The following is a 26,600-nucleotide window of genomic DNA, read 5'->3' as shown; positions in this document are numbered from 1 at the left end:
TTCTTGAAACCAATAAAAATTAAGAAGCCTGTTAGAACATATACAGGCGAAAAATGGATTACGAATAGCACTAATAAGCAATACTTGGCCCCGGATTTTGATAATAGATGTGCATATTGTGATGATTTAGATGAATATGGTGGCGGCTATAACGCTTATCATGTAGAACATTTTGCTCCAAAAGAAAAATTTAAGGAATTACGTTTCATATATGATAATTTACTTTATAGTTGTCCCTATTGTAATATTTCTAAATCTAACAAGTGGGTAGGCAAAACTTCTGATGAAAGTGTTGTAGCTAATAAAGGTTTCGTTGATCCTTGCACTGATGAATATTACAAACATTTAGGCAGGAACGATGAAGGTAAAATAATATATCTCACTTCTTTAGGGGAATACATGTATTTTGAATTAAAACTATACCTCAAACGACATTTAATAATTAATAACATTGATCGCCTGCGTGAAAGAAGATGGGCTTTAAAAGCAAAAATTGATGAAAAGGAGAGCAAAGGTGAGGATGTTGAAGAATTAAGGAAAGTGCATAATATTCTCTGTGTTGTTCTTTGCGATTACTATGAGCTCTTTTTAAAAGACGAAGAGTGTTAATTTGGTTGACGTAGCCGTCTTGTTGGGACGGATCACATCAACCAAAAGGGGCAGCCAGAGTAAATGCTACTTTAATTCATAACTGTATTTTGAAAAACCATACGCATTCCAAAGTATATCCATAATTGGACGAATTGTTTCCCGAATATCTGCATTATCAATGTCCTCGATAAGAACCTCGGGAAAAATCATCTTATCAGACTCAAAAGGAACAACTTCATGATCAACATCAAATACGTGAATATCTCGTGCCAGTAATCCATTAACTCCATAAAAAGAAACCATCATATATACAGGTTCAATTATCTCTATTGAACGATAATTTTGTAGCGCATATGAAACTGTCTTTTTCAGTTCATCGTATAACTTGCCACTGGATACTCTGTTTTCCCGAAGTATTCTTGTTGTTACATACTCAGTAACTCCATTTCTAAAAAGTTGAAACTTAGAAGTCTTGTCATTCGACTCCGAGTATACCCCTATAAAGTTAATTCTCCTGTTATCATTAGATGTTGCGATAGGGGTACTTCGAACTCGATTAAAAATGCCTGTTAAATCAATATTTCTGAAATTATCAAAGGAGGATACTGGAACAAAGTGAACGAGAGTAAAGGCCGCACTCATAAACTGCTCTATATGCAGAGAAACTCTCTCCTCATGGAAATCAGCATACTTATTAGAAAATTCACCACTACCCAGAAACATCTGCCTGAGCTGCTGAACATCCAGTTCATACTTACCATTCGACTGTCTGGCATAGAATTTTGAGTTGTGGTTGACCCTGTGAGGGCGTATCCAACTTCTAGGTGTGCGATAACAATAACGTATTTTGCATCATCAACGGAAATAAACTCAATATCTATTATGGCAATTCTAGGCTCTATGCCATTATTGAAAATATGCCTGAGCCTTAGTTCTTCTTTATCTATATCTACGCTCTCAACGCCAATCACCTCTGTAGGGATGCCTTCAACTTCGTCAATTCCAATTATTAAATCTCCGCCTTGTGAATTTGCGAATGAGGTAACTACCTCGCACAGTTTTTCTGATCGAATCATATCTCGCTTATAATCTATATTTTGCCCTTCTTTTACAGGGATATCTCCCATTAAAGATGTTATGTCATCAATTGTTAGTTGCCGTATAGGTTTTCGAGACAAAGACAAGAGAATCACACTCCCTTTACAAAAATTAACCCCTACCTAATTCCGTATTCTGTCTTGTACTCTTCAGGCGAATATATTTTTATAATATTCGAAAATGGGACACTGGCATCAAATTTAAGAAAGCAAGTATACTCTCGTGTATAGTTCTCATCATAAATATTAGCTAACGACTGATGGAGTATCCATTTTCTCTTTTTAAGTTCAATTTCTCTATCGTCCAGATAATCCAGTTCATACTTTTTCAATGCAAATCTATGCTCGTCAAAAAAAGTGAATTCTGTACAATGTGACATTAAGACATGAAATTTAATTACATAGCACTTGTTATCTCCGTTCTTCTTCCAGTCACTTTCAATTGACATATCACCCAATAGTTCTGCCAAATTCATTAAAAATTCAGGTCGTATATTACAGTATCCACCATAATCAAGTACATCGTCCGAGCCAAAAAAGGAGTTGATCTGATAATCTTCATACAATTTATAGATCACCCATTTTACAGCTTTCTCATCCTCATCGTCAAACGAACTAAAAGAAGAAGCGTATTTTCTACTTAAATCATATATTTTTTCTTTATAACGTATTTCTCTACCAAGGATATCAATTGATACACCTTTTTGCTGTAAATATCTTTTAAGAGGAGTGTCAAGAGTAAGTGACTGCTGTGAATTTAATAATCCAAGCTCTCTTATAGAACTGCAATTATCATTGTTAGTAGTAACATGAAGAGTTACAAGCAAAATTTCACCACTTAACAGTCCATCATCAGTAATATTAAGAAAATCTAAAAAGTCCTCAATTGAATACTCACCCATGCAATGCTTCGTATAAGACTTAATTGTATTCGCGTTAATATTTAGATGATCAAATAGCCCCTTCATAGTTCCATTAATTGATGTGAGGTCGTATACTATATTTTTGGTCATTAAATTCAAAAACCCCTTAGTTATAATTATTGTTTCCGTTCATTTTTTGCTCCCGGAACAAAGTCATTACGACACCACTTGATAAAGTTACCGGAATGATAAAGATATGTTTTAGCCGCACTTGCCTTTAACACGCCCCTTTTCAGCTTATCTGTAACCTCTTGCTCATAAGTCTCAAATAAAAGCTCTAGCTGGTTGATGAAATCTTGGGAAGCTCTCATATCAACAAATCCTCCTTATCATAGTGTTGGGAGTATTATATAATAACCGCGGCACTTTGTGTAAGTAATTGGTTTGTTGTGACTTGTTGATGTGAGTAAGAGGTAATAGATAAATCTTGTATGAATCATTGAAAAGACTGCTACTAAATCAGCAGAAATTCTTTGCTTGGATTGCCCAAGTGTTGGTGCAAAAGTTGCCAGAGGGCAGGAAACAGATTGAACAATTCATGTTGCAAATCAAGGAAGGAGGAACGGCTATGGGACTGGAGCAAATACTGGATGCGATTAAGCATGAGGGCATTGAGCAAGTGGTCAATCACTTGATAGTCGAAGGGGTAGATCAATCACTCATTGCCAGAGCAACTGGATTTTCAATAGATAAGATTGAATAATTGCGAAAACAATCTCACTGATGCCATGAAAAGACCGTTTCTTGTTGTGAACGGTTCTTTCATTTTGAATTCATTCTCATTCGCTTTCCTCGCTTTCAAGAGTATGTTTGATACCAATGACAGACTCAAACATAAGGCCGGTGTTGCATGTTGGTTTTCTTATTAGATGAACTATATTTCAGGTTCCAATTCTTTCTCCGGCTCTCGATCTGTTTCCTCCGCTTGTTCCTCTATGACGATTTCCTGTCCTTGCAATTCCTTAAACTCCAACGCAGAATTGATCTCGGATTGCCGCATAACCAGTTGTTGCAGCTTCTGTTCCTCCTCAAACGGCTTACCCCATTCTTTTTTCGCCGCGGCAAGCTGCTCCAGCATCTCTTCAGAATGCTGCTTCGTGGCTTGAAGCAATGATGGAAGCTTTTTAATCAGATTTTCGAGACGAGAAATATTCCCCAGTGCCGACTCGCCAAGCTCTGCGGTGTATCTTTCTGCTCCTTGGACCTGAATATGGACGGAATCAAAAATCGAGCGAGATAAGGAAAGAGGAAAGCCGTGAAACTGGCCAATGGTTCTGGGCGGTTGATCAATCTCGGTTAGTTTAGCCAACAAAAGCAGCACTTCCCCGGCTTGCGTTCGTTCTTCATAGTAGGTTCCATCCAGTTGAATTAAGAAATCCGATTGCCGATTCTGTTTTGCTATCTGGATATCCGCTTGAAGCTTCTCCTGTTTCTCCTCGCTTACCGTCAGCATCAAAGGATACTGCTTATGGATACGCTGCTCCAGCATCACCTGCTCATTTTGCCAGTTGGCCTTCAAGAGCTTGAGGCGGGAGACATCATTGTCCACCTGCATCTTTTCAGTCAGCATAGGATTGCCGGTGGCCACGGCCTTTATTTCGGCAGCGGACAGTACCGTCTCATCGGTGTCCTCACAGGAGCGGGAGATACTTTTGCCAGTCATGACCTGGGAGATGTAGCGCAGCTTCTGCTCCTGAATTTGCCACAAGTATGAGTCAAAGGTTCCCTTTGTGACATACCGAAAAATCTGTACAACGGGATTGCGGTTGCCTTGCCGCAGGATGCGGCCGTCTCGCTGGATAATGTCTGAAGGACGCCAAGGGCAGTCGGTATGATGTGCAGCAATGAGACGATCTTGAATGTTGGTCCCGGTTCCGAGCTTGGAGGTGGAACCAAGCAAAACCCGGACTTCGCCGCGGCGCACCTGCTCAAACAATTCCTCCCGCTGGGCATCCGTTTTGGCATCATGGATAAACGCGATTTCGTCCTCCGGTACGCCGCGAAGTATAAGTTGACTTTTTACCTCATGGTATACGTTAAAGACTCCCGGCTTGGGTGTACCGCTATCGCAAAAAACGACCTGGGTCAGCTTCTCGACCTCTGTTTGCTGCCAGATGTCATAGAGGTTGTGGATGCAGCGGTTTAATTTGGAGTCAGGATCGACAGAAGCATCCTCATAAACTAGTCGGGGATCAATGGACATCAGTTTGGCTTCATGCGTCAGCTTGAGCATGTTATCCTCGGAAGCATCCACTTCATTGTTGCGGATCTGCTCGGCCCGTACCACAAACTCATCCATCAGCTGCTGCTGAAACGGAGAACATTCACTGACAATAACGGTGGCTTTATCGCCTTCCAGTTTGGGAGTAGGTAGTTGCAGCATATCAGCGGTTTGAATGTCCGCTACGAGGCGAAACAGATTCATCAGTTCGGGCAGGTTGTGGAATTTGGCAAAGCGGGATTTCATCCGGTAGCCGCTGCCTTCCGGTGTGATTTCCAGGGAGGACACGACTTCACCGAAAGTCGCCGCCCAATTGTCAAAAAAGTTCAGCCCTAGCTTTTGCAGCAAATGAGGCTGGAGAAAACGCTGCATCACGTACATTTCCGACATACTGTTGCTGATCGGTGTGCCTGTGGCAAAGACCACGCCACGTCCGCCGTTCATTTCCTGCAGATACTGGCATTTGAGCAGCATATCGGTGGCCCGCTGGCTACTGGTTTTGCCGATTCCGGCGACATTGCGCATTTTCGTAAAGGTGAAGCAATTCTTGTAGACGTGAGCCTCATCCACAAATAGCATATCTACGCCCAATTGTTCAAAGTTGAGTAGATCATCCTTTTTGCCTTCATTCGCCAGACGCTCCAAACGGGATTTCAGGTTGTTCTCAAACACCACCATCTGCTTGATGCTCCAGTTGTCTCCCTTTTCTTTTTTCACCTGGTCAATGGTTTGAGACACATTGCGAATTTCATCTTGCAGGAGCTGCTCTTGACGTTCGCTGGAAATAGGGATTTTCTCAAACTGGCTATGGCCGATGATAACGGCATCGTAGTCACCCATGGCAATACGGGAGACAAAGCGTTGACGGTTGGTCAGGGCAAAATCCTTTTTCGTGGTTACGAGAATGTTAGCTGCAGGGAAGAAGCGCAGGAATTCATTGGCCCATTGCTCAGTCAGGTGATTGGGTACGCAGAACATTGGCTTTTGAATTGCACCGATTCGCTTCAACGACATGCCGGCAGTAATCATCGCGGCGGTTTTGCCTGCGCCGACTTCATGGGCCATAAGCGCCGTACCGGAGTAGAGAATACGGGCCACCGCATCCTTTTGGTGCTTGCGGAGCTGCATTTCCTCATTCATCCCGGCGAATACGAGGTGGTCGCCCGTGTAATGGCGGGGCCGAATCGTGTTGAATGTATCGTTGTAGATTGCCAGCAGATGGTCGGCGCGGTCCTTGTCGCGGAATAGCCAGGAAGCAAAGGCTTCCTTCATTTGCTGTTGCTTGGCACGGGCAATCATCGTTTCCTTGGCATTCACAACATATTTGATTTGCTCGTTCCCGCTGGAGTCCAGGTAGGTAACAGGATCACGGACGGTGATGCTTTGCAGGTTTAGACTGGATTCGTAAATCTCATAAGCGCTGGCGCGGCGTGTGCCATAGGTTTGGCTCACTTTGATGGAATCGCGCTCCAGGGATTTGCCGGATACACGCCAAAGGTTGGTGTATTCCAAATAATCTACATCGACGGTTTGCGTGGTCTGCAGAACCTGGGCAGTGGCGAAGGTTTCATACATAAACTCCCGGTAATACCGTACCGGAATCCACGGGCTGCCAATGCGAAAATCGATATCGCCGGGAAGCAGGGGGGCGGGCTGAACGGCGGTCAGTGCAGATACGTTGCGTTGAAACAGGTCGGGGTGCTCTTTCGCTTTCAAAATGGCGTAGGCCAGCTTGTCCTTTACGTTACCAGATAGATAGTCTTCATCCAGTTCCCAGCCTTCTTCTTCATCACCTGTATATTTCTGCGGGTTTAAAAAGATGCGTTCGCCCAATTCCTCACGGATTTCAGCTGTCGTTGTACGGCACAGGTGGGCCATGTAGGGCAGGTCAATGCGCAGCCGCTGATTCAGGCAGATTTGCAGCGCTTCAATCGCTGACTCTGCATGATCGGGTAGATGGTTGGAACGGATGGTGGGTCGAAAAAAGATGGCCGCTTTGCTCCACGTTTTCTCTGGGCTCAGGTCTTCGATGGAACGGAGCAGCGGCAGTTGATCGTCGTCGGCAAAAGCGGCTGTGTTGGCCCGATCATTAATATAACCGCAGGCGTGGACAAAGCGGTCATAAGCACTGTTTAATACTTGCTGAGTTGCTGTCAGTTCAGTTTCTTCATAGCCATATTCACGGGACTGAAGCGAAATCACTTCCAGCAGCGCGGTTCGGATTTCGCATAAGCCTTTGATGCGTTCTGCCTTTTTTCCCTTAATGTCCAGGGGCAACAACTCGCCGTTTTCGCAATAATAAATCTGCCCTTGTTCGTGGATATAAGTGAAATTTTTAATTCCGGGCGGTGCTTCTAGGCGTCTCGGTTCATCCGCGTCCAAAAGCATCGATGGTTTTAACTCTGTCACCTGATGGGAAAGGGGAGAGAAGACAGCCTGCAATCTTCCCAGCGCCTGCTCTAGTACGATGGATAGTTGCTGATCTTCATGCGGCACACAAGCAGTTGTCTGCTCCGCCCCGTACATCCCGCGATCCCAAATCATTTTCCCCAACAATTGGTCGGGGTTGCTGAGGTAATAGCGATTCATGGGGACTCCGTCTGGTGTTGTCCCGACGAACACCCAGTCTGGCATATCTTCTTTATTCAGCGTAAGAGGCAGCTCCCTTTTTTGCAAAAAGACAATATCTGTGGTCACGGTAGCACCAGCCAGAGCTTGAAAGGTCGTATTAGGCAGTCGAACGGCACCGATGAGCTCCGCTTTTTGGGCCAGGATTTCCCGAACCGCAGAATCCTGTTTGTCCATCGTTCCCTTACTGACAATGAAGGCAAGGATGCCGCCGGGTTTCAGCAGATCCACGGCTTTAATGAAAAAGTAGTCATGGATCAAATGATTCGTTTGGTAGTGCCGGTCAAAGATGCGGATATTGTGAAAAGGAATATTCGAGAACATCGCGTCAAAACGAGTATCCATCCAATCTACCGTTTCAAAGCCCTGGAGGTGGATCGTGGCTTGAGGGTACAACTGCCGGGAGATTCTGCCGGTCAGTTGATCCAGTTCCACCCCGTGAAGCTCCGCTTGCTCCCATTCCGGCGGCAGCACGGAGAAGAAATTGCCTGTGCCCATGGACGGCTCCAGCAGCTTGCGGCCTGTACCATCCGTTAGCCCAAAACGCTGCAAGGTAGCATGAATCGGTTGAATTACCGCTTGCTCGGTATAAAAGGCAGTAATCGTAGAATTGCGTGCCGCGGCATATTCTTCATCGTCCAGCAATTGCTTCAACTCGGTGTATTCATTCTCCCAGCCGGATGCCGTAGGGTGGAAAGCGTTAGCCAATCCGCCCCAGCCAACATAACCGGCCAGGATCTGCTGCTCTTCCACTGTTGCCTGTCGCTGTTCTGCTTCCAAATGTTTGAGTAAGCGGATCGCTTCCACATTTCGCTTATACTTGTTTTTGGGACCGGACACATAAGGAGATGCTTCCGGGTTAAAGCGATAGTTGACGGCGTAGATGGGATCAGCAGTAGGAGGCTGGTCCGAATGGAATGTGTCTAACTCAATTGGGTCTATCTTTGCATCGATAGAAGGCAGTGAAGTAGAGGACGCTTCTTCTCCAGACGGTTTAGGTAAGGTTTCTTCTGCCTCCATAGAGCCGCCGTCTAATTCCTGTTTTTCTCCATGGGATTGCTGTGTAGCATAGTCGAACAAGGTCCACTCGGGTTCTTCAGATGGGAAGGGGGCAAATTGTTCATCATAGCGTCCTTCCCGAATCAGCCGCAGCATCATGGCGGAAACCTTATTCCAGGTCAAACCTTCTCGATGGTTCCCGTCTGTATCTTTCCATTCCAGTTCCATTCCTTTGCTGGTTGTCAGGTAGCCTTTCAGGTTGTTGCCAAAGCTGCCCCATGTACCGCCAATCCCATACACTTGCTTGAGCAACGGGACAAGAGCGGCAGGTTTCACCGGATGCTGCTCGGTAACGAATTGGTAGATACGTGGCTTAATCACTGATGTTCCTCTATCGCTGCGCAGCAGGTACTCTAGCATTTCCTCGATGGTATGTTTTTCTGCTTGTTTGCTGGTTTCCGGCGTAAAAAAAGAACCGCTGGCAGGCGGCTCCGGGGAAGGGGGTTGCAAAAGATTTGTGGGAGAAGAAGGTACGGTTATCTCGGCTTCAGGACGATGTCGTTCAGTACCAGTTCTTCCGCTGTGGATTTGATCTGATTCAGATGCCGCGTCCGCTCCAGGGTGTCGTTGGTCTGCGGCATCGGCTGGAGCCGAAGCAGTTGCTCGCTCAATTGCTCCATCCGTTCCAGCGCTTCCTGTTCCACTTGGTGCATTTTCTTCATCAGGTCGCCTTGCATCTGGAGAATCAGGAAGCGCTGCGGGTGATGGTTGCGCAGATGGTTCAGTGCCATCCGCCCGTACTTGCCCAGCGGCTGCTGGTCGGCTTCCGGGTTGCCCGAGATTTGCAGATCGGGATACAGTAGACCGTCGATCTCGTGATAGGTCAGGCTTGGATGTTCCTTCTTGTTCATAAAAGGTGCTCCTTTCGTGTTCCATAAGTTTGATGTAACGGGCAATATCAGCAAGCAAGCCGCGGGCGATGGCATTCACCTGATAGCCCAAGCGGGCGACAAGAGGCAGAGTGTCTAAGTGAACAATGGTGGCGAAGTCGATGCCATTCGGTTCCGGCAGCTTGCAGCGGCGGTGGACGAGATAGCGAACGCTGTCCATAATCAGGTCGCCCATATGCTGCTCCAAGCCTTGCGGGGGCACTGTACCGAGAAAGTGATCCTCGATATCGTGTTCGAAGTCTTGCAGCAGTTCGTCCCAAATGGAAACCACAGAGGCTTTAGCCAGATCAGAGATTGCGCTGGATAGGTCCATGGTGTCGTAGGAAGTCAAGCGTCCCGCCAGTTCGGAAACGTCAATTTGCTCCAGACTCCAGAGTGCGGGTGCCGGTTTCCCGGTGGTTTGGGTGACATCAAACAGGTGATTTAACACTGGACTGCCCTGCTGGAAATCGCAAACGGCGATGCTCTTTTCGCCCTTTTTCACATAGCGCCCCAACTGATTCCAAAGAGGGAGGGGAGCCAGCATGGTGGTATCCGGGCGCTGAACATAGATCAGCAGGCTATTGTCAAAGGAGTATTTATAGATGGAAGCAGCGAAGTGCAGGTAGTCACTCCAAGCTTCTCCACTTTGGGTCAGATCGGCAATGGCTGACTCGTACAGATCCGCAACTGTTCTGCTCGACGCATGGCGGCTCTCCTTTCTTATGGAAATGGGATGGATCGCTGGTTTGTGAGACATTACGACTCCATTTCATACTCTTCTGAATGGTCTGCATGAATCGGGGAAAACGGGAGGAACGGCTGTTGCAAGGTGTGGGCATATTCGGCATACCGCAGCTTCAACGCTTCAAAAAAATAGGGCATGAGGCTGGTATCGAACAGGTGATACGGGCTGTAGTTCCGGGAGTAGTCCCGGTCTGCTTCGCTGTCTCCGGTATAGCCGTTAAACAAGTTGAAGGCTAGTCGGGTAAGCTTGATGGAGCTGCTGGTTTGCCAGCCTTGCTCTAAGCCCTCCAGCCGGATGCAGCTTTCCTCATAATCGTAGATATCCTGAATGTGCTGGCGGGTCTGCGGAGTCAGTCCCAGTAAGTAAAATAACGCCTTGCGATAAGGGTCTTGCTGGCTATGGGTCATGCGAATATTGCCTTCGTAAAATTGCTCATGCTTAATGTCTTTAAAGGTCGGGTACATGTTCGGTATCCTCCAGTTCTTGATGGGATTGGGGGGGCTGCTGCTGGGCAAAATACATCTCCAGCGCCTTATCGATAATCTCTTCCACTTCGGAAGCTTTGCTTTGCGGGTTAAAATATTTGGCATAGACCTTGTGCTTGAGTTTGAAAGGAGCAGGCGATTTAGCGCGTGGTTTGCGGGTCGCTTCGCCAGATAAGATTTTGGTTGCTTGTTCGGCGGTAAGCTTGCCGGAGTAATCACGCAGCAATTCGGCTTTCTTCATATCCAGCTTGTAGGCATGGTTGGACAAAATGTCTTCAATGATGGATTGTTCCGCCGCTGAAAGATAGGAGAGACTGACGGCCGGGTAAAGGCCAAGCTCTGCGTCATCCACTCGCTTTTTTAAGGAAGGCATAAGCTTGTCGATACGCAATAAGCGAGCCACTGTATTTTTGGCCAATCCGTATTCCAGGCCCAATTTTTCATCGCTTCTTAACTTTGTACCTAAAAGGGGCGAGGTTGGGTTTTCCTTGTCGTGGTGCGGGTTTTCGAGCTTTTTTAGTTCCTCAATAATATCGTTGCGTTTGCCCTGTGAGAACATATCCGAGTAGCGCAGGGATAGCACCTTAGCTTTCTCTGATGGCAGCATATCCGAAAAGGAGCGTTGCAGCACATTGGTCTCCACCACATACATAAGCGCTTCTTCATCGGTAAGCTGTTCCTTTATAATAGAAGGAAGTTGATCCATACCAATCATCAGGGCGGCGTTCATACGGTTATGCCCGGCCAGCATTTCATATTCGCAGCCGCTTTCGTCCACTTCGATTTTGCGGACAATAACCGGGATTAATACGCCGTTATTTTGAATGCTGTCTGCCATATCTGCGAGCCTTTCGCCCTCATATAAGCGAAACGGATGGTCTTTAAAAAATCTGATTTTGGTAATGGGAAGCGATTGGATTCCCCTTCCAACGCTGAGGGAGTTTCGGTATCCTTAAAGGATTGGTCAGAGAGCCGAAGCAACTCGTCAATGCTGCCGAGCTTCGGAACCATGCGCTTAGTCGTTGCCATGCTGCATCAGCTCCTTGGCTAAGTCTTGATAAGCAATGGTTACTTTAGCATTGGGCTGGTAATCAATCAGACTTTGGCTATAAAAATTGGCCTCCCCCACTGTGACGGTGAGAGGAATTTGTGATTCAAAGATGCGAATGATTCCTTCGTAGTACTCTTTCACCAGCTTGTATGCCTGTTTGTACAGATTGGTACGGAAATCACACATGGTCATCAGGATGCCTTCAATAGTAATTTGCTGATTGATTCGTTTCTTCACTTTTACGATAATATTAAGCAATTGAGTGAGGCCAGTAGCCGACCATAACTGCGGATTTACGGGAATCAATACACTGTCACTTGCGGCCAGGGCGTTGATCGTGAGCAAACCCAGCGACGGGTTGGTGTCGATGAGAATGTAGTCATAGTTTGTCTTCATCGGTTCCAGAAGTTCAGCTAATGTCTTTTCATTCCCCATCTCATTCCGCAAATTGATTTCGGTGACAGCCAGTTCAATGTTGCTCGGTATGAGGTCAATATTATCCTGACGATGCAGGTATTCCTCGGCTGCAGGAAGCGGGAGATCGCTTATCATTGCTTCTAAAATATTGCATATGGTAACCGGCAACAGATTAGATTGCTCAATTCCAAAGCATAAGGTGAGATTGCCTTGCGGGTCGAAGTCTACCAGCAGCACTTTTTTTCCTTCATGGGATAAGGCATGGGCTAAATTGTAGGCGGTGGTCGTTTTGCCTGTGCCACCCTTCTGGTTGGCAATGGTTATGATCTTGGCTTTAGTCATCGGAAAAACCTCCCCGGAGTTTATGCTCCACTAAAATTTGTCAATGGCAGGGAGCGGGGCTGGTTCTTGTCTAGTTCTCTCCGAGTTCTTCCCAACGTGCAAAAATGGCTGCTTTTTGGGTCAACCCGACAAACCCTTGCTGTACTTGGGGAAAACGGAAAAAACCGCGAAAAACCTTGATTCTACAAGGCTTTTCGCGGTTTTTAGATTCCTCTTCTTGGACTTAACTTCTGCTATCTTCCGAATAGCAGGTGCGACTCAAAATGCGGTGCCGAGAGGCTTGCCGGTTCGAGTCCGGCCATCGGTATACCAAAAGGGGTTTATAAGATTGCTTATCTAAGCGATTTTATAAGCCTTTTTCTTTTTAACAGCCAGGATCATCTGGGGCATGAGCACTGTTTTGTCATGCTGCTTGCAGAGGCTTCTATCAGACCTTTATTCAAAAGCCGGGTACTGGCGCGGCCAAGGGCTCCGAGGTCATCCAGTCCTTTACGGTTTCGAGCAAGGAGACGGTGATCAGATGGTTCAGCAGGCGCTTGCGGCCGGCGGTTTCGCAGCCAATGACCCTGTGGATATGGGCTTCTCCGCCGGTGGAGCTTCCAGGATCGGGATAGCCACCAATGGGAAGTTTTTTTCATGGAGGAAGGCGATCCCGGACAAGCCTGAGGGCAGTTTACGCAGTAAAAACCCAGGAGCAAGCCGCATGCTCCTGGGTTTCTTCTGTCTGCTATCCGATTTGTCGAGGAGTTTGTTCCGAAGGCACTTGTGGGAAAGACGAATGATCATATCATGTGCCGCCGCTTGGGGGAAGCCTGCTTATGCTCAGTGGATCAGAATGCGCTTGCCGAATTCCAGATGCGCCTCCATAGCCTGGGCCGCCGTTTCCTTGTGACCCTCCTGCAGCAACCGGAAAATGCGCAGATGATCTTCATATGATACCTGAATCCGGGTGCGGTCCTTGCGCAGCACCCGTACGGCAATTTGGAACAGCTTGTCTTGCAGCTGCTCCATCGCCTGAAGAATTTCGGCATTGCCGAGCACCGCAGCCAGCTTGCGGTGAAAAGCCGAATCGGCCTCGGTAAAGAGCAGGTGTCCTGGGCGAGGGCATAACCGCGCTGCAGCTCCAGGTTCTCTTCAAACCAGCTGATTGACTTGGAGGATCAGGCGAGAGGAAGGATGCAGGAAATGTGAAGAAGGAGATTAGGGAAAAGCGAAGCGAATTTGGAAAAATATTATCGTCATCTTCTTCTAATGGCATTTTAATGAGCCGGTTACGCAGTTTACCAACCGGAATATTCTGGTTATGGATGCAGCGATTTAATTTGGAGTCGGGATCAACGGGAGCGTCCTCATGAACCAGACGGGGATCAATGGCCATCAGTTTAGCTTCAGGGTCTAGCTTGAGCATGTTATCTTCCGAAGCGTCTTCATCATTATTGCGGGTCTGCTCGGCACGTACTATAAACTCGTCCATCAATTGCCGCTGAAACGGAGAACATTCACTGACGATAACGGCGGCTTGCGCGCCCCCAGTTCGGGCGCGGGCAACTGCGGCATACCAGCGGTTTGAATGTCCGCTGCCAGGCGAAACAGATTCATCAGTTCCGGCAGGTTGTGGAATTTGGAAAGCGGGATTTCATCCGGTAGCCGCTGCCCTCCGGGTGATTTCCAGGGAGGACACCACATCACCAAAGATCGCCGCCCAGTTGTCAAAGTAAGTGAGCTTCTTTCTAAGTAAACGAATGTAAAGGGTACACTTCGGTCAGCCGTTATGGATGCCTGGGCATCGGGAATTGAGAAGACACTGATGTGAAAAAGGGAGGTCACAGAAGTTATGACAGTCTGCTGCGGTCTCCCGATTTCATTTAAGTGAGCGGTTCGATTCCGTAAGTGTGTAGTTCGATCCCGCCGCAAATTACTAGGCCAGCTCAATCACAGCCATCTGATGATTCTCCAGATAAGGAACGGTGTAGGTGAGCTCGCCCTCTGGGCCTGCCGTAAACGGCAGCTCTATCTTCGACGGGGCCAGATAGACCCGGCGGACGGGACTGGGAGACGGAAGGCGCAGGCTGACAGAAATGTCCCGCAGCGGCACGATATCCTCGATGGCTTCAATGCGTCCCTTCAGTACAGGGGCGGCATAGAGCAGATGGTTCACATACCGCTGCTCCGCCTGCTGGTACTGCAGGGTTGTGATTCCCCGCGCCGGCAGATTGGTACTCAGGAGTGGCTGCGGGAGCAGCCGGGATAGCGCATGGAGTACTATGTCCTTAAGGATGAGATGGCCGCCATCTGCATATTCGCTGAACACATCCCAGGCGATGTAGATCCCTCCTTCACTCTCGATCATGCCAGGCCCATTGTCTTTCCTGGCACCGGGCGTGTGCTGATGTGAAGAAAAGGTGAAGATATCGCGGTTGAAATACGGATTCTCCAAATGGCCCAGAGAGAATCCGCCGTCCAGTTCCACAAGCTGGCCTTCGCCATACATCACATAGGATGCGGGCAGCAGGGCGCCCGGAGTGAAATGCGGACGGAAATATGATGGCCGGTAAGGATTGGCTCCCAGCCAGCTGATCCCCAGGTCCAGTGCAAATGCATCACCTGCCGCATTCAGGCCCGAACGCCCGGTAGCCAGCACCTTACCGCCGCCTGCCGTAAAGGCTGCTATTGCAGCGGCCAATTCCGGCCATACCGGCACCTCGTCCGGCAGAATCAGCACCTTGTAGGCGGTGAAATTGGTCAGTGTATCTACGATGTCATACAGATAATGGCCTTCACTGAGAATACGCACCGCCCCGGCATCGGCCAGATTGCGCTCCCCCTTCAGCAGCTGCCCGCCGGGACAGGCTTCACGCGCTGCCTCGAGGGACAGAACAGCGATGTCGGCAACGGATTGTACCCCGCTGCACCACTGTTCCTTCGCTTTCACCTCGGCATAGGCGGTGCCGATCAGCGCATAGGTCGCTTCATCCATCAGGCCTGAGGGGTGAAGCTGGTCGCCGATGGAGCATTTGGCACCATGGGCGAGGCTCAGAGCCGCTTCATACCGCAGTGCATTCGGATGCTTGTAGCCGCCGAATTCGCCCCAGGAGGTATGGAATTTGCCGGTCATGCCGAGAAAATCCATACCCAGCGTCTGGGCGTACCGTGCCGACAGCGGGAAGTGATCGTAGCCCCAGCCTCCGGTCGGGAGCGACTCCAGCTCGAGGTGGCTGTTGACAAGGACAAGGTCCCGGCGGCCCCGCTTTTGATGGCCGTTGTTGTGATAGACGGGAAGACCAGGCTTAACGGCATCGATAGTCTCCCGTACACGGCGCGCATAGTTCAGATAAGTCTGTTCACCCAGGGCAATGACAGCGGCTTCATCGCGCGGATCCTGGCCGGCTGCCCGCAGCGCGGCTACGCAATACTGGCAGCGGCATTTACGGACGCCGACAATGTCCAGAAAGATGCCGTCTGCGTCGTACCGGGAGACGACCTCATGGATTTGCGCCAGTAAAATATCCAGATAAGGCGTGCCCAGGCAAAATTCATGGTAACCCGGCGTCATAAAGTCCTGTACCCAGCGTGTGCGGTCCTCTGCATCGCGGATCAGCCACTCGGGATGGCGGCGGGCAAGCTTCTCATCAAGCCCCGCTGACAGGTATACCGGCGTCAGCACCCCGATTTCGTGCGCTGCCGTTATCATTTCCCCCAGCAGGTCAAAGGAAAGATGCGGATGAATCTCATTGGCTTCACTGGGATGGTAAGCCCAGCCATGATGGCATTTGGAGAAGACCGTGACCGAATCTATATGACCGGTACGCAGCATGGACTGGAACTGGGGTCTGGAGAATTCCTTGCCGATGCCGGGAATGGCTTCGGAAGTGTGGAAATCGAGATGAATCTGACGAAAACGCATTGATGAACAGCCCCTTATATGGTTGGATGAAAAGCGGATTCTCAGTCAATGTACCTCTTTTCGGCCGGAGGAGCCAGTGATAATATAGACTTTGAATAGCATAAAATCGACTTTTACAGGGGAGAGAGATACAGTGCTGTGTCTGGAATTTGCCATTCCGCCGCTGCCGCAGTTCGTCACGGTGGGGCTTGCCGTCTGGTCGCCGGGAGACCGGCATTTCGCCCGCACCTTCGGTGTGTACGATCTGCTATTGGTTAAACGCGGAACGCTCTACATGAAAGAACAAGATAAGGAATATGCAGTTGGTCCGGGCAAGCTGCTGGTACTGGAGGCGGGACTGCCGCATGAGGGGTACCGGGCGTGCGGGGAGGATACGGAGATATATTGGGTTCACTTCATCCATGAAGGCAAGCCGGCTTATATCCGGCAGGAGGAGATTCCATGGTCTTCGCTGCTGGCTAAAGGGACGGTAGAGGATGAAGAGCCTTCTGCACAGCAGCGGCTGTATATGCCGAAGTTCGCTGCAGTCGATGTAGAGGCACTGGAGCCGGTTTTACATGAGATGAATGAGCTTCACGGCCGGCTGAACGCTGAAAATGCGCTCCGGCTCCATGTTCTGCTGGCGGGGCTGATGGCTCTGCTTCAGGCGGAATGCGCGCGGACTGTCCTGCCGGAGCCGGCGGTCCGGCTGGCCCGGGCGGCTGCAGCCTATCTGGATGCTCACTGGAGAGAGCCGTTTAATCTGGCAGGACTTCAGGAGGAGCTGCATTTCCAGGCGGATTATATCACGAGGTGCATGAAGCAGCATATCGGCACAACCCCGCTGCAGTACGTGCTGCACCTGCGCCTGGAAGAAGCCAAAAAATTGCTGGGCGGTACGGTGCTGGGCATTCCCGACATTGCCGAACGGGTAGGCATCCGCGACCCTAATTACATGACGCGGCTGTTCAGTGCGAGGTTCGGCATAACCCCCGGAGCTTACCGGAGAAGGCTGCGCCAGAGGGAAGAGTCCGCTGCTGCAGCCGGTACGGAGGAGTCAGGGCACTAATCAGGAATGCCGTCACGAATGAAGCATTTTCTCGCGGTAAGCGCTTGGCGTGCAGTTGAATATATTGCGGAACTGGCGGGAGTAATAGTTCTGGTCATGAAAGCCGCTGTCCATGGCCACCTGGGGTATGGACAGGTCCGGGCTCCGCAGCAGTGTGCAGGAATAATCCAGCCGCTTGCGGATGACGTAATCCATAGGAGTGGTCTGATAGTTGCGGGTGAAGACCCTGAGAAACTGGCAGGTTGACATATAGGCCATATCCGCCATGGATTGCAACGTAATTGGCTGCAGAAAATGCTCCTCGATATAGGTGACCGTCTCGCCGATCCGCAGCGCCTTGTTGTCCTCAAGTCCGCTGCTGTTCTGATAATATCGCGAAAGCATGCCAACTCTTAGGTGGAACGGATAATGATTCTCCCGGACTGAAAAGTATGGGATGACGAAGGACAGGAAGCTTATATTGAGCGGCAGGCTGCTGATGAGACCGGCCAGCCGCAGAAGAATTACATGGCCTCTGCGAAGCATCTGGAGCACATAAGGAAGCAGTGTCATTTTCTTAATGACCAGCAGGCTTGACAGCGGACCCGCAAATGCGCCAGGGTTAATCTCTGTTGTCAGGTTGAACACCAGCAGCCGGTTCTCCGTTCCGCTTGTACATTATGGAGCCGCTCCTTATATGAACGTTACTCAGCTGCCTACCCCGAACAAAGGGTCAGGGCTATAATTTGTTAAATCGCTATAAATTTGTACTCTCTTAAGAGCAAACGCAAAGAAGCCGCCCCCGGCTTGCTTCAGGGAGCGGCTTCTTCAATATTGGCAGGGCAGCATTACAATTAAACCTGGTTGGGAATCTCCACTGCCGGATCGGTATCGGCCCCGTAGTCCACACCTTCGGTCTGGAAGCCGAACAGGTGGAAGAAGTCTTCACGGTAGCCTTCAAGATCCGAAAGCTCAGGAACGTTGCCGGTCTCCAGCTCGTTCCAACGTCTCATGACCTCGTTCTGCACATCCTCGCGCATCTCCCAGTCATCGATCCGGATCAGGTGGCTGCCGTCCGCTGCCGCTTCACCGCCATTGTACAGGTGCTCTGCGAACAAACGGTACATTTGCTGAATGCAATTTTCATGCAGATCTTTTTCCTTCATCACTTTATACAGCGCGGAAATGTACAGTGGAACCACCGGAATAGCCGAGCTGGACTGTGTGACGAGGGCTTTGTTGACGGATACAAAAGCGCGTCCGCCTTTTGCGCTCAGCTTTTCATTCAAGGCGATGGCGGTCTGCTCCAGATCATTTTTGGCCTGGCCGATGGTTCCGTCCCGGTAAATCGGATGGGTGACTGCAGGGCCGATGTAGGAATATGCTACGGTTGTTGCGCTGTCCGCAAGCACACCGGCTTCCTGGAGCTGATCGATCCACATGCCCCAATCTTCTCCGCCCATTACGGCGATAGTCTGGCGAACCTCGTCGTCTGTTGCCGGTTCAATGGTAACCGTGGATACTTCTCCTGTATGGAAGTTCATCGTTTTGTTCGTATAGGCGGTGCCGACCGGCTTGATAACGGAAGAGAAGGTTTCTCCTGTCACCGGATGGGTACGGCGCGGGGAGGCCACACTGTACACCACAAGATCTACCGTTCCGTATTCCGCCTGGATGAGTTCAATGGTCTTGGTCTTGATGGCATCGGAAAAAGCATCTCCTACGATGCTGTGTGATTTGAGGCCCTGCTGTACGGCTGCCTGTTCAAAGGCTGCGGAATTGTACCAGCCTGCGGAGGCGGTGCGCACGCCTTCTGCGGCTTTGTCGAAGAATACGCCGATGGTACTGGCACCGGCACCGAAAGCGGCGGCAATCCGCGAGGCCAGGCCATATCCGGTGGAGGCGCCGATAACGAGCACATTCACAGGTCCGGTTAGCTTTTTCTGCGCTTTCACATAATCGATCTGTTCCTGTATTTGTTTGGCGCACCCTTCCGGATGGGCGGTTGTGCAAATAAAGCCGCGTGTTTTTGGCTGAATGATCATCAAGGATTACCCCTTTGTTTAGATTTTTAACTTTTTCGCTAATATAGAGTATAGCAAATGATGGCATAGAAAGATAAGTATGAATGTATTTTTTGAGTTAATTCTCAAATGAAGGGCAAATACATCAATTTTTCTGTAAAAGCGCATAATTGCTCCCTTCACAGGCCACAATAGGAAAAAAGCAGAATGAAGGGATCAACGTGAATGCTTTTCGCTTAAAGAAACAACTGTGGCGGCGTTGGAGACGTTGGAAAAAAGCTCCCTGGGTAGGCGCGGCCTGTATCGCCTTAACGGTGCTGGCCTGGCGCGGCATGCAGGTGCCCGAGGAAATCAGCGGCTTGCTGAATGATTCCGCATGGGCTGTGCCGGATAGTCTGGACAGGCTGCAGAACGGTAATGCGGGAGAAAGTGTGCCGGCAGCGGCGGCTGTATATAGCCATGCTGAAGAGAACGACAGTGAAGCAGCGCCCGTAATGGGAAGTGAACAGCTGCTTGAGGCCGTCAGGGCAGAGCCGATCTCCAGGATAGTCCATCTGAAGACCACCTACCTTTCAGGTGAGGAAATTGTGACCCTGCCCGGCAGCCGGTCGATAATCCAGCTCAAAGAGGTGATTGTAAATCACCCGGACTGGAATGGCTGGATCAGCACGGATGGCGATTTGTGGCTGGAGCACAGCGTCAATGATTTGTCGCCGCTGATTAAGAAGGATGCCTTTATCGGCGTGGACGAGCACGGAAACCTGACGCTGTTCAAGGGTCCGCCCGCAGGGGAGAAGGTGCTCAAAACTTTTTTTCAGATGGATATGGGCTCCATGAAGTCCTCGCTGCCGGAGGATATCCTGGACCAGCTGCATGCCGGTATCCGTGTTCAGGATGTGGAGGAGTACAATAGCGTGCTGTCCACCTTCAGCGATTACGCGCGGGATTCATCCGAACAGGTTATGCAGAGCGAGGAATAGCATATATGGAATGAAGGCCGCCCCAGAGCTGCTGTCTGGCTTGGGCGGCTTTTTTGTTGTTTAGGAAATTATGCTTCTCGTCAGTTGTGGATAAGGCAGATATGAAGTTAGGGAAAATTATAATGCGTCTTAATCGTGCTGAATGGTGGTGAGTTTGCTGAGCCGTGCTGAATGGTGCGGAGTCTGTGGGTTCTATGTTTTGCAGGAGGAATTCACATCGTCAACCGCTGATTTTGGGTTTGAGCCAAAAAGGTAATTTAATCCATAGGAATGGAACCGGAGAACCTGAAAAAGCTGATGGAACGTAAGGGAGAGATTCATAGGGAACGGAAGCGAAGTGTAAAAAGTAACACTAATGGGCTGGAATTCTGGCTTGAACGGGCTTTAGTGGGATTTTGTACACCTAATGGAGGCCATCTCCCCCCATACGGCTGATTTCAGCCGGATTAGTTGTACTTTTTTCCACTAGGGATGATCCAGGATCCGAATGCGGTGGATTAGTTATCCTTTTTACCACTAAAATGACTGCCCTTTGGAAGAATGGTTCAAGTACATCTTAATGTAGGCGTCTTCCTCTGCAAGGGAGAGAGACGGATCGATCAGGTATCCTTTTTTCCACTAACCCTTGCGAAAAAGCGGCTGCGGAATATGAAGAGACCTTTTCCGCTTGGCTTCCCGCCTGGCTTCAGCAGCCGGCCTTACACTTGAAATGCAAACAGCTTCGCTGCCCGGTCAAGGACGGCATAGCCGTTTTGTTCTTTTCTGCAGAAACTTTTATTCTCCCGGAAGAAGGTTTTTTGCTATAATGGTTAGAAGGAATACATATGTTCGCTTTACGGCTCGGAAATGGATGAAACAGTGGGAATATCCTGCCTGTTTAAGAGGAGAGAGTGGATTTGCGCATCTTGGGAATTGACCCGGGGCTGGCTATTGTCGGCTTCGGCTTCGTAGATAAGGAAGGAAATAAATTGACCCCGGTTCAGTATGGTTGCATCCAGACCGAAGCGCACACGCCGGATGAGGAGCGTCTGCTGCATGTCTATGAAGGCATGGTGCAGCTCATTGAGAAATACAAGCCCGATGAGGTAGCAGTGGAGAAGCTGTTCTTCAGCCGCAACGTGACCACAGCGCTGCCGGTGGCACAGGCAAGGGGAGTGCTGATTCTGGCTGCTGTTCAAGCCGGACTCCATGTTGCGGAATACACCCCGGTGATGGTGAAGCAGGCTGTGGTCGGCTACGGGAAGGCCGAGAAGAAGCAGGTGCAGGAAATGGTCAAGCTGCTGCTGAAGCTGTCGGCGGTCCCGAAGCCCGATGATGTCGCGGACGCGCTGGCGGTTGCGGTATGCCACGCCCATTCGGTTAGTCTTAATTCCAAATTAAATGAGGTATTGCGAAAATGATAGATTACTTAAGAGGTCCGGTTGTGCATTTGGAGCCGGAATATGTGGTGCTGGATGTTCAGGGTGTAGGCTACCGGGTGTTCTGCCCGAATCCGTATGCTTTTGCCAAGCTGGAGGGTCCGGTGACCATCTACATTCATTACCAGACCCGCGAGGACGCTACATTGCTCTTCGGGTTCCCGACAAGAGAAGAGCAGAAGCTGTTCCGCAAGCTGATTGAGGTATCCGGCATCGGCCCGCGCGTGGCGCTGGGAATTCTGACCGGCGGGACGCCGGATCAGCTGATCTCGGCGATATACCAGGAGAATATCACCTTCCTGACCAAGCTTCCGGGTATCGGCAAAAAAACGGCCCAGCGGATGATTCTTGATCTGCGTGACAAGCTGGGCGGTCTGGGCGAGGTGCCGATGCAGACCGGACTGTTCGCTGTTGCGGCTGAAGCCCGGGAAGCGGCGGAGGCGCTGCCCTGGGAGGAAGCGCGGGACGGGCTGAAGGCACTCGGTTATACCGAAGCCGAATTGGACCGGGTATGGCTGATCATGAAGAAAGAGGGCGCCGATACCGGACCTGTGGATGTGCTGATGAAGAAAGCGCTGGGGCTGCTGTATATAGCCAAATAGGCAGCTTGACAGAACGGAGTGATGGATGAATGGACGACCGGATTATATCGGCTAATCTGATGATGGACGAGCAGGCGGCGGAATTAAGTCTGCGCCCCCGTTACCTGGGGGAATACATCGGACAGAACCGGGTCAAGGAGAACCTGAAAATATATATCGAAGCCGCCAAAATGCGCAGTGAAGCGCTGGACCATGTGCTGCTCTACGGACCGCCCGGGCTGGGCAAAACGACACTCGCCAATATTATCGCCAATGAACTGGGCGTGAATCTGCGCACAACCTCCGGTCCGGCGATTGAGCGGCCCGGCGATCTGGCCGCGCTGCTGACCAACCTGCAGCAGGGCGATGTGCTGTTCATTGACGAGATTCACCGGCTGCACCGCACGGTGGAGGAGGTCATGTATCCGGCGATGGAGGATTTTGCGCTGGATATTATGATCGGCAAAGGGCCAAGCGCCCGCTCGGTGCGTCTTGACCTGCCGCCATTTACACTGATCGGGGCTACGACCCGCGCCGGGCTGCTGTCTGCGCCGCTGCGTGACCGCTTCGGCGTCGTCAGCCGGCTGGAGTATTATACGATCGACGAACTGAGCTTCATCGTCTCCCGAAATGCCGAGCTGCTTGGCATCGAGATTCTTGGCGATGCCGCAGAGGAGATTGCTCTGCGTTCCCGGGGAACTCCGCGGATCGCCAACCGCCTGCTGAAGCGGGTCCGTGATTTCGCCCAGGTGCGCGGCGACGGGATTATCACTCCGGAGATTGCCGGAGAATCGCTGAAGATGCTCCAGGTGGACCCGCGCGGGCTGGACAGCATCGACCACAAAATGCTGCATTCCATGATCACTTCCTTCCGGGGCGGACCTGTCGGCCTTGATACTATTGCTGCAACAATCGGTGAAGAGAGCCAGACTATCGAGGATGTGTATGAGCCGTATCTGCTGCAGATTGGCTTCTTGCAGCGGACACCGCGGGGGAGAGTGGTGACACCCGCCGCTTATCAGCACTTGGGCCTTCCCCTCCCTCCGCAGCCGCAGTGAGCTTGTTTTGCTATCATTTCTATAACTAGGAGGCCTCAGGATGAATTTTGCCAGATGGAAAAAGACAGGAATAGGCTTGCTTGCGGGTGCGCTGATTGCCGGCGGCCTGCTGCTTCCTGCCGCTGACAGCCATGCCGATTCGAATGCAACGATTCGTGTGGCCTTATATGCAGATATAGGCAGCAAATATAAATCTACCGTCCCCTTCGTGACGCTGCAGTCCACAATGGACTTCAGCCTGATGTCCGGCAGTTCGCAGCTGCTGCCCATTCCGGCGAATAACAGAATCCGTGTCAGCCTCGACGGGTACAAGGTCAAGGTTATGGAGAGCCCCGCTTGGCAGGCGGCGGCAGATGCCGCCAAGAAGCTGCAATCCACCTCCGATAAGCCGATGCTGTTCGTGGCTTCGCGGAAGGGTGCGACCGTCTATCAGCTCTACACCGGCCCTTATACCAGCGAAAGTGCGGCTAAGGAAGGATTGTCCCGGGTAGGCAAAGCTGGCCTATCCCTTCCCCAAGGGCAGGCTCCGGCACTGACGGGCAGCAAGCATTTGTCTGCCGGCCAGTTCAGCACCCAGAGTGAAGCCGATGCTGTCCTGAGCACGATTACAGGCGCGGGCTTTGACGCCTGGAAGACTCTGGTGGACGGAACGGACGGCAGCGCGCAAGTGGCGGTATGGGTCGGCGAAGCGGCTAGCGACAGCGAGCTTGCCGCTGTGCGCACGGCCGTTGCGGCTGCGCTTCCGCAGCTTGCCGTCTCCGCCGGGGCGGCTGCTGCGCCGGGAATGATGATCCGTACGGACGCCGGTCTGGATCTTAGCAGCGAGACCCAGGCATACCACTACCAGGTATCCGGCACAGGGGCCAAGTTTGTGGCCGCAGGGAATTCGGCCGGCATTCAATTGGCGGAGCGCTCCCAGCGTATTTACCGCGGCGATCTGGAGCTTAGCGGCCTCGCCGGGTCGCTGGCTGTAATTAATGAAGTCCCGTTGGAACAGTATTTGTATGCGGTTGTCGGCGGAGAAGTTTCCTCGGGCTGGCCCGAAGAGGCGCTCAAAGCTCAGGCTGTTGCGGCCCGAAGCTACGCGCTGGCGCAGGGCAACCGCTTTGATGTGGCCAATGTGGTGGACACCACACTCAGCCAGGTATACAACGGCATCGGCGCTGAGGCACCGGTAATTACCAAAGCGGTAGATGCTACCGCAGGCGAGGTGCTTATGAGCGGCGGCAAGGTAGTGGAAGCCGTATTCTCCTCCAACAGCGGCGGCGTGACGGCCGATCCGTCTGAGGTGTGGGACAATGGAGGCGCGGCGTTCGCCAGTGTCGCCAGCGCCGAAGACGCTGCAGCTGTTGCGACTACGAAGAAATGGTATTACCTGCTGCTGGATAGCGGCGTCTCCGGCTATGCCCGCGAGGATAATATTCAACTGACCGGCAGCAGAACGGCGGCCGGGCTGACTATTGCCACAGCGAGCACCAAAGATGTGAACATCCGCCCGCTGCCCGTCATTGATAGCAGCGCAAGTCCGGTAGGCAAGCTGAATCCGGGCGATCAGGCCGTTGTGCTGGACCAGTTCTATGAGAACGGAAGCTATAGCTGGGTCAAAGGACCTTACACCTCTGCGGACCTGCTCAAAAGCCTTGCGGGGAAGACCGACAATTCGCCGCCCTCTTCCATAGTCAGTCTGCAGGTTACGCAGCGCGGCCCTTCGGGAAGAGCCACACAGGTAAAAGCCAATGGGGAGATTCTGCAGGTGAAATACCCCGATCTTTTCCGTTCGGCGTTTGGCGGACTCCCCAGTACTTTGTTTGATATTGTACCTGCCTCCAGTTATACTGTATTGGGCGCTGACGGCTCTACGGCAACCATCAACAGCTCCCAGAGCGCTGGAGTACTCTCAGCCTCCGGCAAAGTGACGGTGAACGGCAAAGGTACGGTTGTGATGGGCGGAGATGCTTCGTCCAGGGTCGTTACGAGCAGTCCCGGCTTTTATTTTATCGGCTGGGGCAACGGCCATGGTCTGGGAATGTCCCAATGGGGCGTGAAGGGCATGGCGGACAACGGGTATGATTACAAGCAAATATTGCAACACTATTTTAATAACGTTACTATAGTTAAGGAATGAAGACTTGAACATGAATGTAGATGATTATGACTTTCATTTGCCGGAGGAGCTTATAGCCCAGACTCCGCTGTCCGACCGCAGCGCTTCCCGCCTGCTGCTCGTGAACAAGGAGAACGGACAACTGGAGCACCGGCACTTTACGGATATACTGGAGCAATTTCAACCTGGTGATACACTGGTTTTGAACGATACGCGGGTGATCCCCGCCAGACTCTTCGGAGTCAAGGAAGACACGGGCGCGAAGGCGGAGGTTCTGCTGCTGAAGAGTCTCGGCGAAGACCGCTGGGAAGCGCTGGTGAAGCCCGGCAAGAAGCTGAAGACCGGAGCTGTAATTATTTTCAGCGGGGAGCTCCGTGCAGTCATTGAAGATGAGGCAGATATGGGGGGACGGACGCTCCGCTTCATCTATACAGGGATATTCCAGGAAATTCTGGACAGGCTGGGAAGCATGCCGCTCCCGCCGTATATTAAGGAGACACTGGATGACCGAGAGCGGTATCAGACGGTATATGCCAAGCATGAAGGCTCGGCAGCCGCACCGACCGCCGGTCTGCATTTCACCCGGGAGCTGCTGGAGCAAATCGCTGACAAAGGCGTGACAATTGCCTATATTACGCTTCATGTCGGACTTGGAACCTTCCGTCCCATGTCGGTGGAGAAGGTGGAGGAGCATGTAATGCATGCCGAGTATTTCGTCCTGCCCGGGGAGACTGCGGAGGCGCTTAATGCGGCCAGAGCCGGAGGAGGACGGATCATAGCCGTTGGCACAACGTCCTGCCGGACGCTCGAAACGGTCGGAAGGCAATTTCAGGGCGGTCCGATTGCAGAATGCAGCGGCTGGACGGATATTTTCATCTATCCCGGTTATAAGTTCACCATTGTTAACGCACTGATTACCAATTTTCATTTGCCCAAGTCTACACTGGTGATGCTGGTGAGCGCTTTAGCCGGACGTGAGAATATCCTTGCCGCCTATGAAGCCGCGATCCGGCAGAAATACCGCTTTTTCAGCTTCGGCGATGCAATGTTTATTTATTAAGCAAGAGGAAGGG

At 50.9% G+C, this 26,600-nt stretch carries 25 protein-coding genes; 10 read left to right on the top strand and 15 right to left on the bottom strand.

Features of this window, described 5'->3' with window-relative positions:
• Nucleotides 1-3: 3 nt before the first annotated feature.
• Nucleotides 4-609, top strand: coding sequence for an HNH endonuclease (locus HYD27_RS02560; RefSeq protein ID WP_219211007.1), 606 nt, complete (start codon nt 4-6; stop codon nt 607-609).
• A 66-nt stretch (nt 610-675) separates the two neighbouring features.
• Here HYD27_RS02560 and HYD27_RS02555 read toward each other — a convergent pair whose 3' ends face one another.
• The 4 genes from HYD27_RS02555 to HYD27_RS02540 are packed head-to-tail and all read right to left on the bottom strand — an operon-like array spanning nt 676 to nt 2,922.
• Nucleotides 676-1,314: a hypothetical protein gene (locus tag HYD27_RS02555; RefSeq protein WP_219211004.1), complete on the bottom strand. Its 639-nt coding sequence runs from the start codon at nt 1,312-1,314 to the stop codon at nt 676-678.
• A complete protein-coding gene (locus tag HYD27_RS02550; protein WP_219211002.1) occupies nt 1,242-1,775 on the bottom strand; it encodes an AlbA family DNA-binding domain-containing protein in 534 nt (177 codons plus the stop codon). The genes HYD27_RS02555 and HYD27_RS02550 overlap by 73 nt, the downstream gene beginning before the upstream one ends.
• A gap of 32 nt (nt 1,776-1,807) precedes the next feature.
• Nucleotides 1,808-2,701 carry a hypothetical protein gene (locus HYD27_RS02545; protein WP_219211000.1) on the bottom strand — a complete coding sequence of 298 codons (894 nt, stop codon included), beginning with the start codon at nt 2,699-2,701 and terminating at the stop codon, nt 1,808-1,810.
• A 26-nt stretch (nt 2,702-2,727) separates the two neighbouring features.
• Entirely contained in the window at nt 2,728-2,922 is a 195-nt protein-coding gene (locus tag HYD27_RS02540; protein WP_219210997.1) for a hypothetical protein, read from the bottom strand.
• Between the two features lie 116 nt (nt 2,923-3,038).
• Between HYD27_RS02540 and HYD27_RS02535 the strand changes: the two genes are divergently transcribed.
• Nucleotides 3,039-3,314, top strand: a complete 276-nt coding sequence (locus tag HYD27_RS02535; RefSeq protein WP_219210995.1) for a hypothetical protein — start codon at nt 3,039-3,041, stop codon at nt 3,312-3,314.
• A gap of 171 nt (nt 3,315-3,485) precedes the next feature.
• Here the strand turns inward: HYD27_RS02535 and HYD27_RS31855 are convergent, their stop codons facing one another.
• Nucleotides 3,486-5,960, bottom strand: coding sequence for an SNF2-related protein (locus HYD27_RS31855; protein ID WP_228744938.1), 2,475 nt, complete (start codon nt 5,958-5,960; stop codon nt 3,486-3,488).
• Between the two features lie 3,035 nt (nt 5,961-8,995).
• The gene (locus HYD27_RS02525; protein ID WP_219210991.1) at nt 8,996-9,370 is read right to left on the bottom strand and encodes a TnpV protein; all 375 of its coding nucleotides are present in this window, start codon (nt 9,368-9,370) and stop codon (nt 8,996-8,998) included.
• Between the two features lie 118 nt (nt 9,371-9,488).
• On the opposite strand from HYD27_RS02525, the gene HYD27_RS02520 reads away from it, so the two are divergent.
• On the top strand, nt 9,489-9,716 hold the full coding sequence (locus HYD27_RS02520; RefSeq protein ID WP_219210989.1) for a hypothetical protein: 228 nt from the start codon (nt 9,489-9,491) through the stop codon (nt 9,714-9,716).
• A 431-nt stretch (nt 9,717-10,147) separates the two neighbouring features.
• On the opposite strand, the gene HYD27_RS02515 is transcribed toward HYD27_RS02520, so the two are convergent.
• From HYD27_RS02515 to HYD27_RS02490, 7 genes are all read right to left on the bottom strand, one after another.
• Nucleotides 10,148-10,600, bottom strand: coding sequence for a DUF6075 family protein (locus tag HYD27_RS02515; RefSeq protein WP_219210987.1), 453 nt, complete (start codon nt 10,598-10,600; stop codon nt 10,148-10,150).
• On the bottom strand, nt 10,584-11,516 hold the full coding sequence (locus HYD27_RS02510; RefSeq protein WP_309242004.1) for a ParB N-terminal domain-containing protein: 933 nt from the start codon (nt 11,514-11,516) through the stop codon (nt 10,584-10,586). Before HYD27_RS02510 ends, HYD27_RS02515 begins: the two co-directional genes overlap by 17 nt.
• The gene (locus HYD27_RS31745; RefSeq protein WP_220101462.1) at nt 11,426-11,650 is read right to left on the bottom strand and encodes a hypothetical protein; all 225 of its coding nucleotides are present in this window, start codon (nt 11,648-11,650) and stop codon (nt 11,426-11,428) included. Before HYD27_RS31745 ends, HYD27_RS02510 begins: the two co-directional genes overlap by 91 nt.
• Nucleotides 11,637-12,431 (bottom strand): ParA family protein, encoded by a 795-nt coding sequence (locus HYD27_RS02505; protein WP_219210985.1) that lies wholly within the window; start codon nt 12,429-12,431, stop codon nt 11,637-11,639. Before HYD27_RS02505 ends, HYD27_RS31745 begins: the two co-directional genes overlap by 14 nt.
• An 822-nt stretch (nt 12,432-13,253) precedes the next feature.
• Nucleotides 13,254-13,472 carry an FCD domain-containing protein gene (locus HYD27_RS02500; protein ID WP_309241999.1) on the bottom strand — a complete coding sequence of 73 codons (219 nt, stop codon included), beginning with the start codon at nt 13,470-13,472 and terminating at the stop codon, nt 13,254-13,256.
• Nucleotides 13,473-13,904: 432 nt separating this feature from the next.
• Nucleotides 13,905-14,123, bottom strand: a complete 219-nt coding sequence (locus HYD27_RS02495) for a hypothetical protein (RefSeq protein ID WP_219210983.1) — start codon at nt 14,121-14,123, stop codon at nt 13,905-13,907.
• Between the two features lie 226 nt (nt 14,124-14,349).
• Complete coding sequence (locus HYD27_RS02490; protein WP_219210980.1) at nt 14,350-16,335, bottom strand: alpha-amylase family protein; 1,986 nt, start codon at nt 16,333-16,335, stop codon at nt 14,350-14,352.
• Between the two features lie 133 nt (nt 16,336-16,468).
• Here HYD27_RS02490 and HYD27_RS02485 point away from each other — a divergent pair, with 133 nt between their 5' ends.
• Nucleotides 16,469-17,383: an AraC family transcriptional regulator gene (locus HYD27_RS02485; RefSeq protein WP_219210979.1), complete on the top strand. Its 915-nt coding sequence runs from the start codon at nt 16,469-16,471 to the stop codon at nt 17,381-17,383.
• Nucleotides 17,384-17,395: 12 nt separating this feature from the next.
• Here HYD27_RS02485 and HYD27_RS02480 read toward each other — a convergent pair whose 3' ends face one another.
• Both HYD27_RS02480 and fabV read right to left on the bottom strand, forming a co-directional pair.
• Nucleotides 17,396-18,010 (bottom strand): helix-turn-helix domain-containing protein, encoded by a 615-nt coding sequence (locus HYD27_RS02480; RefSeq protein ID WP_219210968.1) that lies wholly within the window; start codon nt 18,008-18,010, stop codon nt 17,396-17,398.
• Nucleotides 18,011-18,216: 206 nt separating this feature from the next.
• Nucleotides 18,217-19,407: an enoyl-ACP reductase FabV gene (gene fabV, locus HYD27_RS02475; RefSeq protein ID WP_219210966.1), complete on the bottom strand. Its 1,191-nt coding sequence runs from the start codon at nt 19,405-19,407 to the stop codon at nt 18,217-18,219.
• A gap of 200 nt (nt 19,408-19,607) precedes the next feature.
• Between fabV and HYD27_RS32600 the strand changes: the two genes are divergently transcribed.
• The 6 genes from HYD27_RS32600 to queA all read left to right on the top strand — a co-directional run bounded on the left by HYD27_RS32600 (nt 19,608) and on the right by queA (nt 26,587).
• Nucleotides 19,608-20,366 (top strand): BofC C-terminal domain-containing protein, encoded by a 759-nt coding sequence (locus HYD27_RS32600; protein ID WP_219210964.1) that lies wholly within the window; start codon nt 19,608-19,610, stop codon nt 20,364-20,366.
• Nucleotides 20,367-21,262: 896 nt separating this feature from the next.
• Complete coding sequence (gene ruvC / locus HYD27_RS02465) at nt 21,263-21,766, top strand: crossover junction endodeoxyribonuclease RuvC (RefSeq protein ID WP_219210961.1); 504 nt, start codon at nt 21,263-21,265, stop codon at nt 21,764-21,766.
• Nucleotides 21,763-22,386, top strand: a complete 624-nt coding sequence (gene ruvA, locus HYD27_RS02460) for a Holliday junction branch migration protein RuvA (protein WP_219210959.1) — start codon at nt 21,763-21,765, stop codon at nt 22,384-22,386. Before ruvC ends, ruvA begins: the two co-directional genes overlap by 4 nt.
• A 29-nt stretch (nt 22,387-22,415) precedes the next feature.
• A complete protein-coding gene (ruvB, locus tag HYD27_RS02455) occupies nt 22,416-23,423 on the top strand; it encodes a Holliday junction branch migration DNA helicase RuvB (protein ID WP_219210957.1) in 1,008 nt (335 codons plus the stop codon).
• 40 nt (nt 23,424-23,463) lie between these two features.
• Complete coding sequence (locus HYD27_RS02450; RefSeq protein WP_219210955.1) at nt 23,464-25,548, top strand: SpoIID/LytB domain-containing protein; 2,085 nt, start codon at nt 23,464-23,466, stop codon at nt 25,546-25,548.
• Between the two features lie 10 nt (nt 25,549-25,558).
• Nucleotides 25,559-26,587, top strand: coding sequence for a tRNA preQ1(34) S-adenosylmethionine ribosyltransferase-isomerase QueA (gene queA / locus HYD27_RS02445; RefSeq protein ID WP_219210954.1), 1,029 nt, complete (start codon nt 25,559-25,561; stop codon nt 26,585-26,587).
• Nucleotides 26,588-26,600: the final 13 nt, after the last annotated feature.

The organism is Paenibacillus sp. S150 (assembly GCF_019352175.1).
Classification (GTDB): Bacteria; Bacillota; Bacilli; order Paenibacillales; family Paenibacillaceae; genus Paenibacillus_AQ.
Note: the sequence above shows the minus strand (reverse complement) of the source record. Positions and strands in the feature narration are given on the sequence as shown.

What these genes read in the sequence shown, in the direction of transcription:
- HYD27_RS02555 (WP_219211004.1), bottom strand. Translation starts at nt 1,314, where the DNA reads ATGTTTCTGGGTAGTGGTGAATTTTCTAATAAGTATGCTGATTTCCAT.
- HYD27_RS02545 (WP_219211000.1), bottom strand. Translation starts at nt 2,701, where the DNA reads ATGACCAAAAATATAGTATACGACCTCACATCAATTAATGGAACTATG.
- HYD27_RS02540 (WP_219210997.1), bottom strand. Translation starts at nt 2,922, where the DNA reads ATGAGAGCTTCCCAAGATTTCATCAACCAGCTAGAGCTTTTATTTGAG.
- HYD27_RS31855 (WP_228744938.1), bottom strand. Translation starts at nt 5,960, where the DNA reads ATGCAGCTCCGCAAGCACCAAAAGGATGCGGTGGCCCGTATTCTCTAC.
- HYD27_RS02525 (WP_219210991.1), bottom strand. Translation starts at nt 9,370, where the DNA reads ATGAACAAGAAGGAACATCCAAGCCTGACCTATCACGAGATCGACGGT.
- HYD27_RS02515 (WP_219210987.1), bottom strand. Translation starts at nt 10,600, where the DNA reads ATGTACCCGACCTTTAAAGACATTAAGCATGAGCAATTTTACGAAGGC.
- HYD27_RS31745 (WP_220101462.1), bottom strand. Translation starts at nt 11,650, where the DNA reads ATGGCAACGACTAAGCGCATGGTTCCGAAGCTCGGCAGCATTGACGAG.
- HYD27_RS02505 (WP_219210985.1), bottom strand. Translation starts at nt 12,431, where the DNA reads ATGACTAAAGCCAAGATCATAACCATTGCCAACCAGAAGGGTGGCACA.
- HYD27_RS02490 (WP_219210980.1), bottom strand. Translation starts at nt 16,335, where the DNA reads ATGCGTTTTCGTCAGATTCATCTCGATTTCCACACTTCCGAAGCCATT.
- fabV (WP_219210966.1), bottom strand. Translation starts at nt 19,407, where the DNA reads ATGATCATTCAGCCAAAAACACGCGGCTTTATTTGCACAACCGCCCAT.
- ruvA (WP_219210959.1), top strand. Translation starts at nt 21,763, where the DNA reads ATGATAGATTACTTAAGAGGTCCGGTTGTGCATTTGGAGCCGGAATAT.
- ruvB (WP_219210957.1), top strand. Translation starts at nt 22,416, where the DNA reads ATGGACGACCGGATTATATCGGCTAATCTGATGATGGACGAGCAGGCG.
- HYD27_RS02450 (WP_219210955.1), top strand. Translation starts at nt 23,464, where the DNA reads ATGAATTTTGCCAGATGGAAAAAGACAGGAATAGGCTTGCTTGCGGGT.
- queA (WP_219210954.1), top strand. Translation starts at nt 25,559, where the DNA reads ATGAATGTAGATGATTATGACTTTCATTTGCCGGAGGAGCTTATAGCC.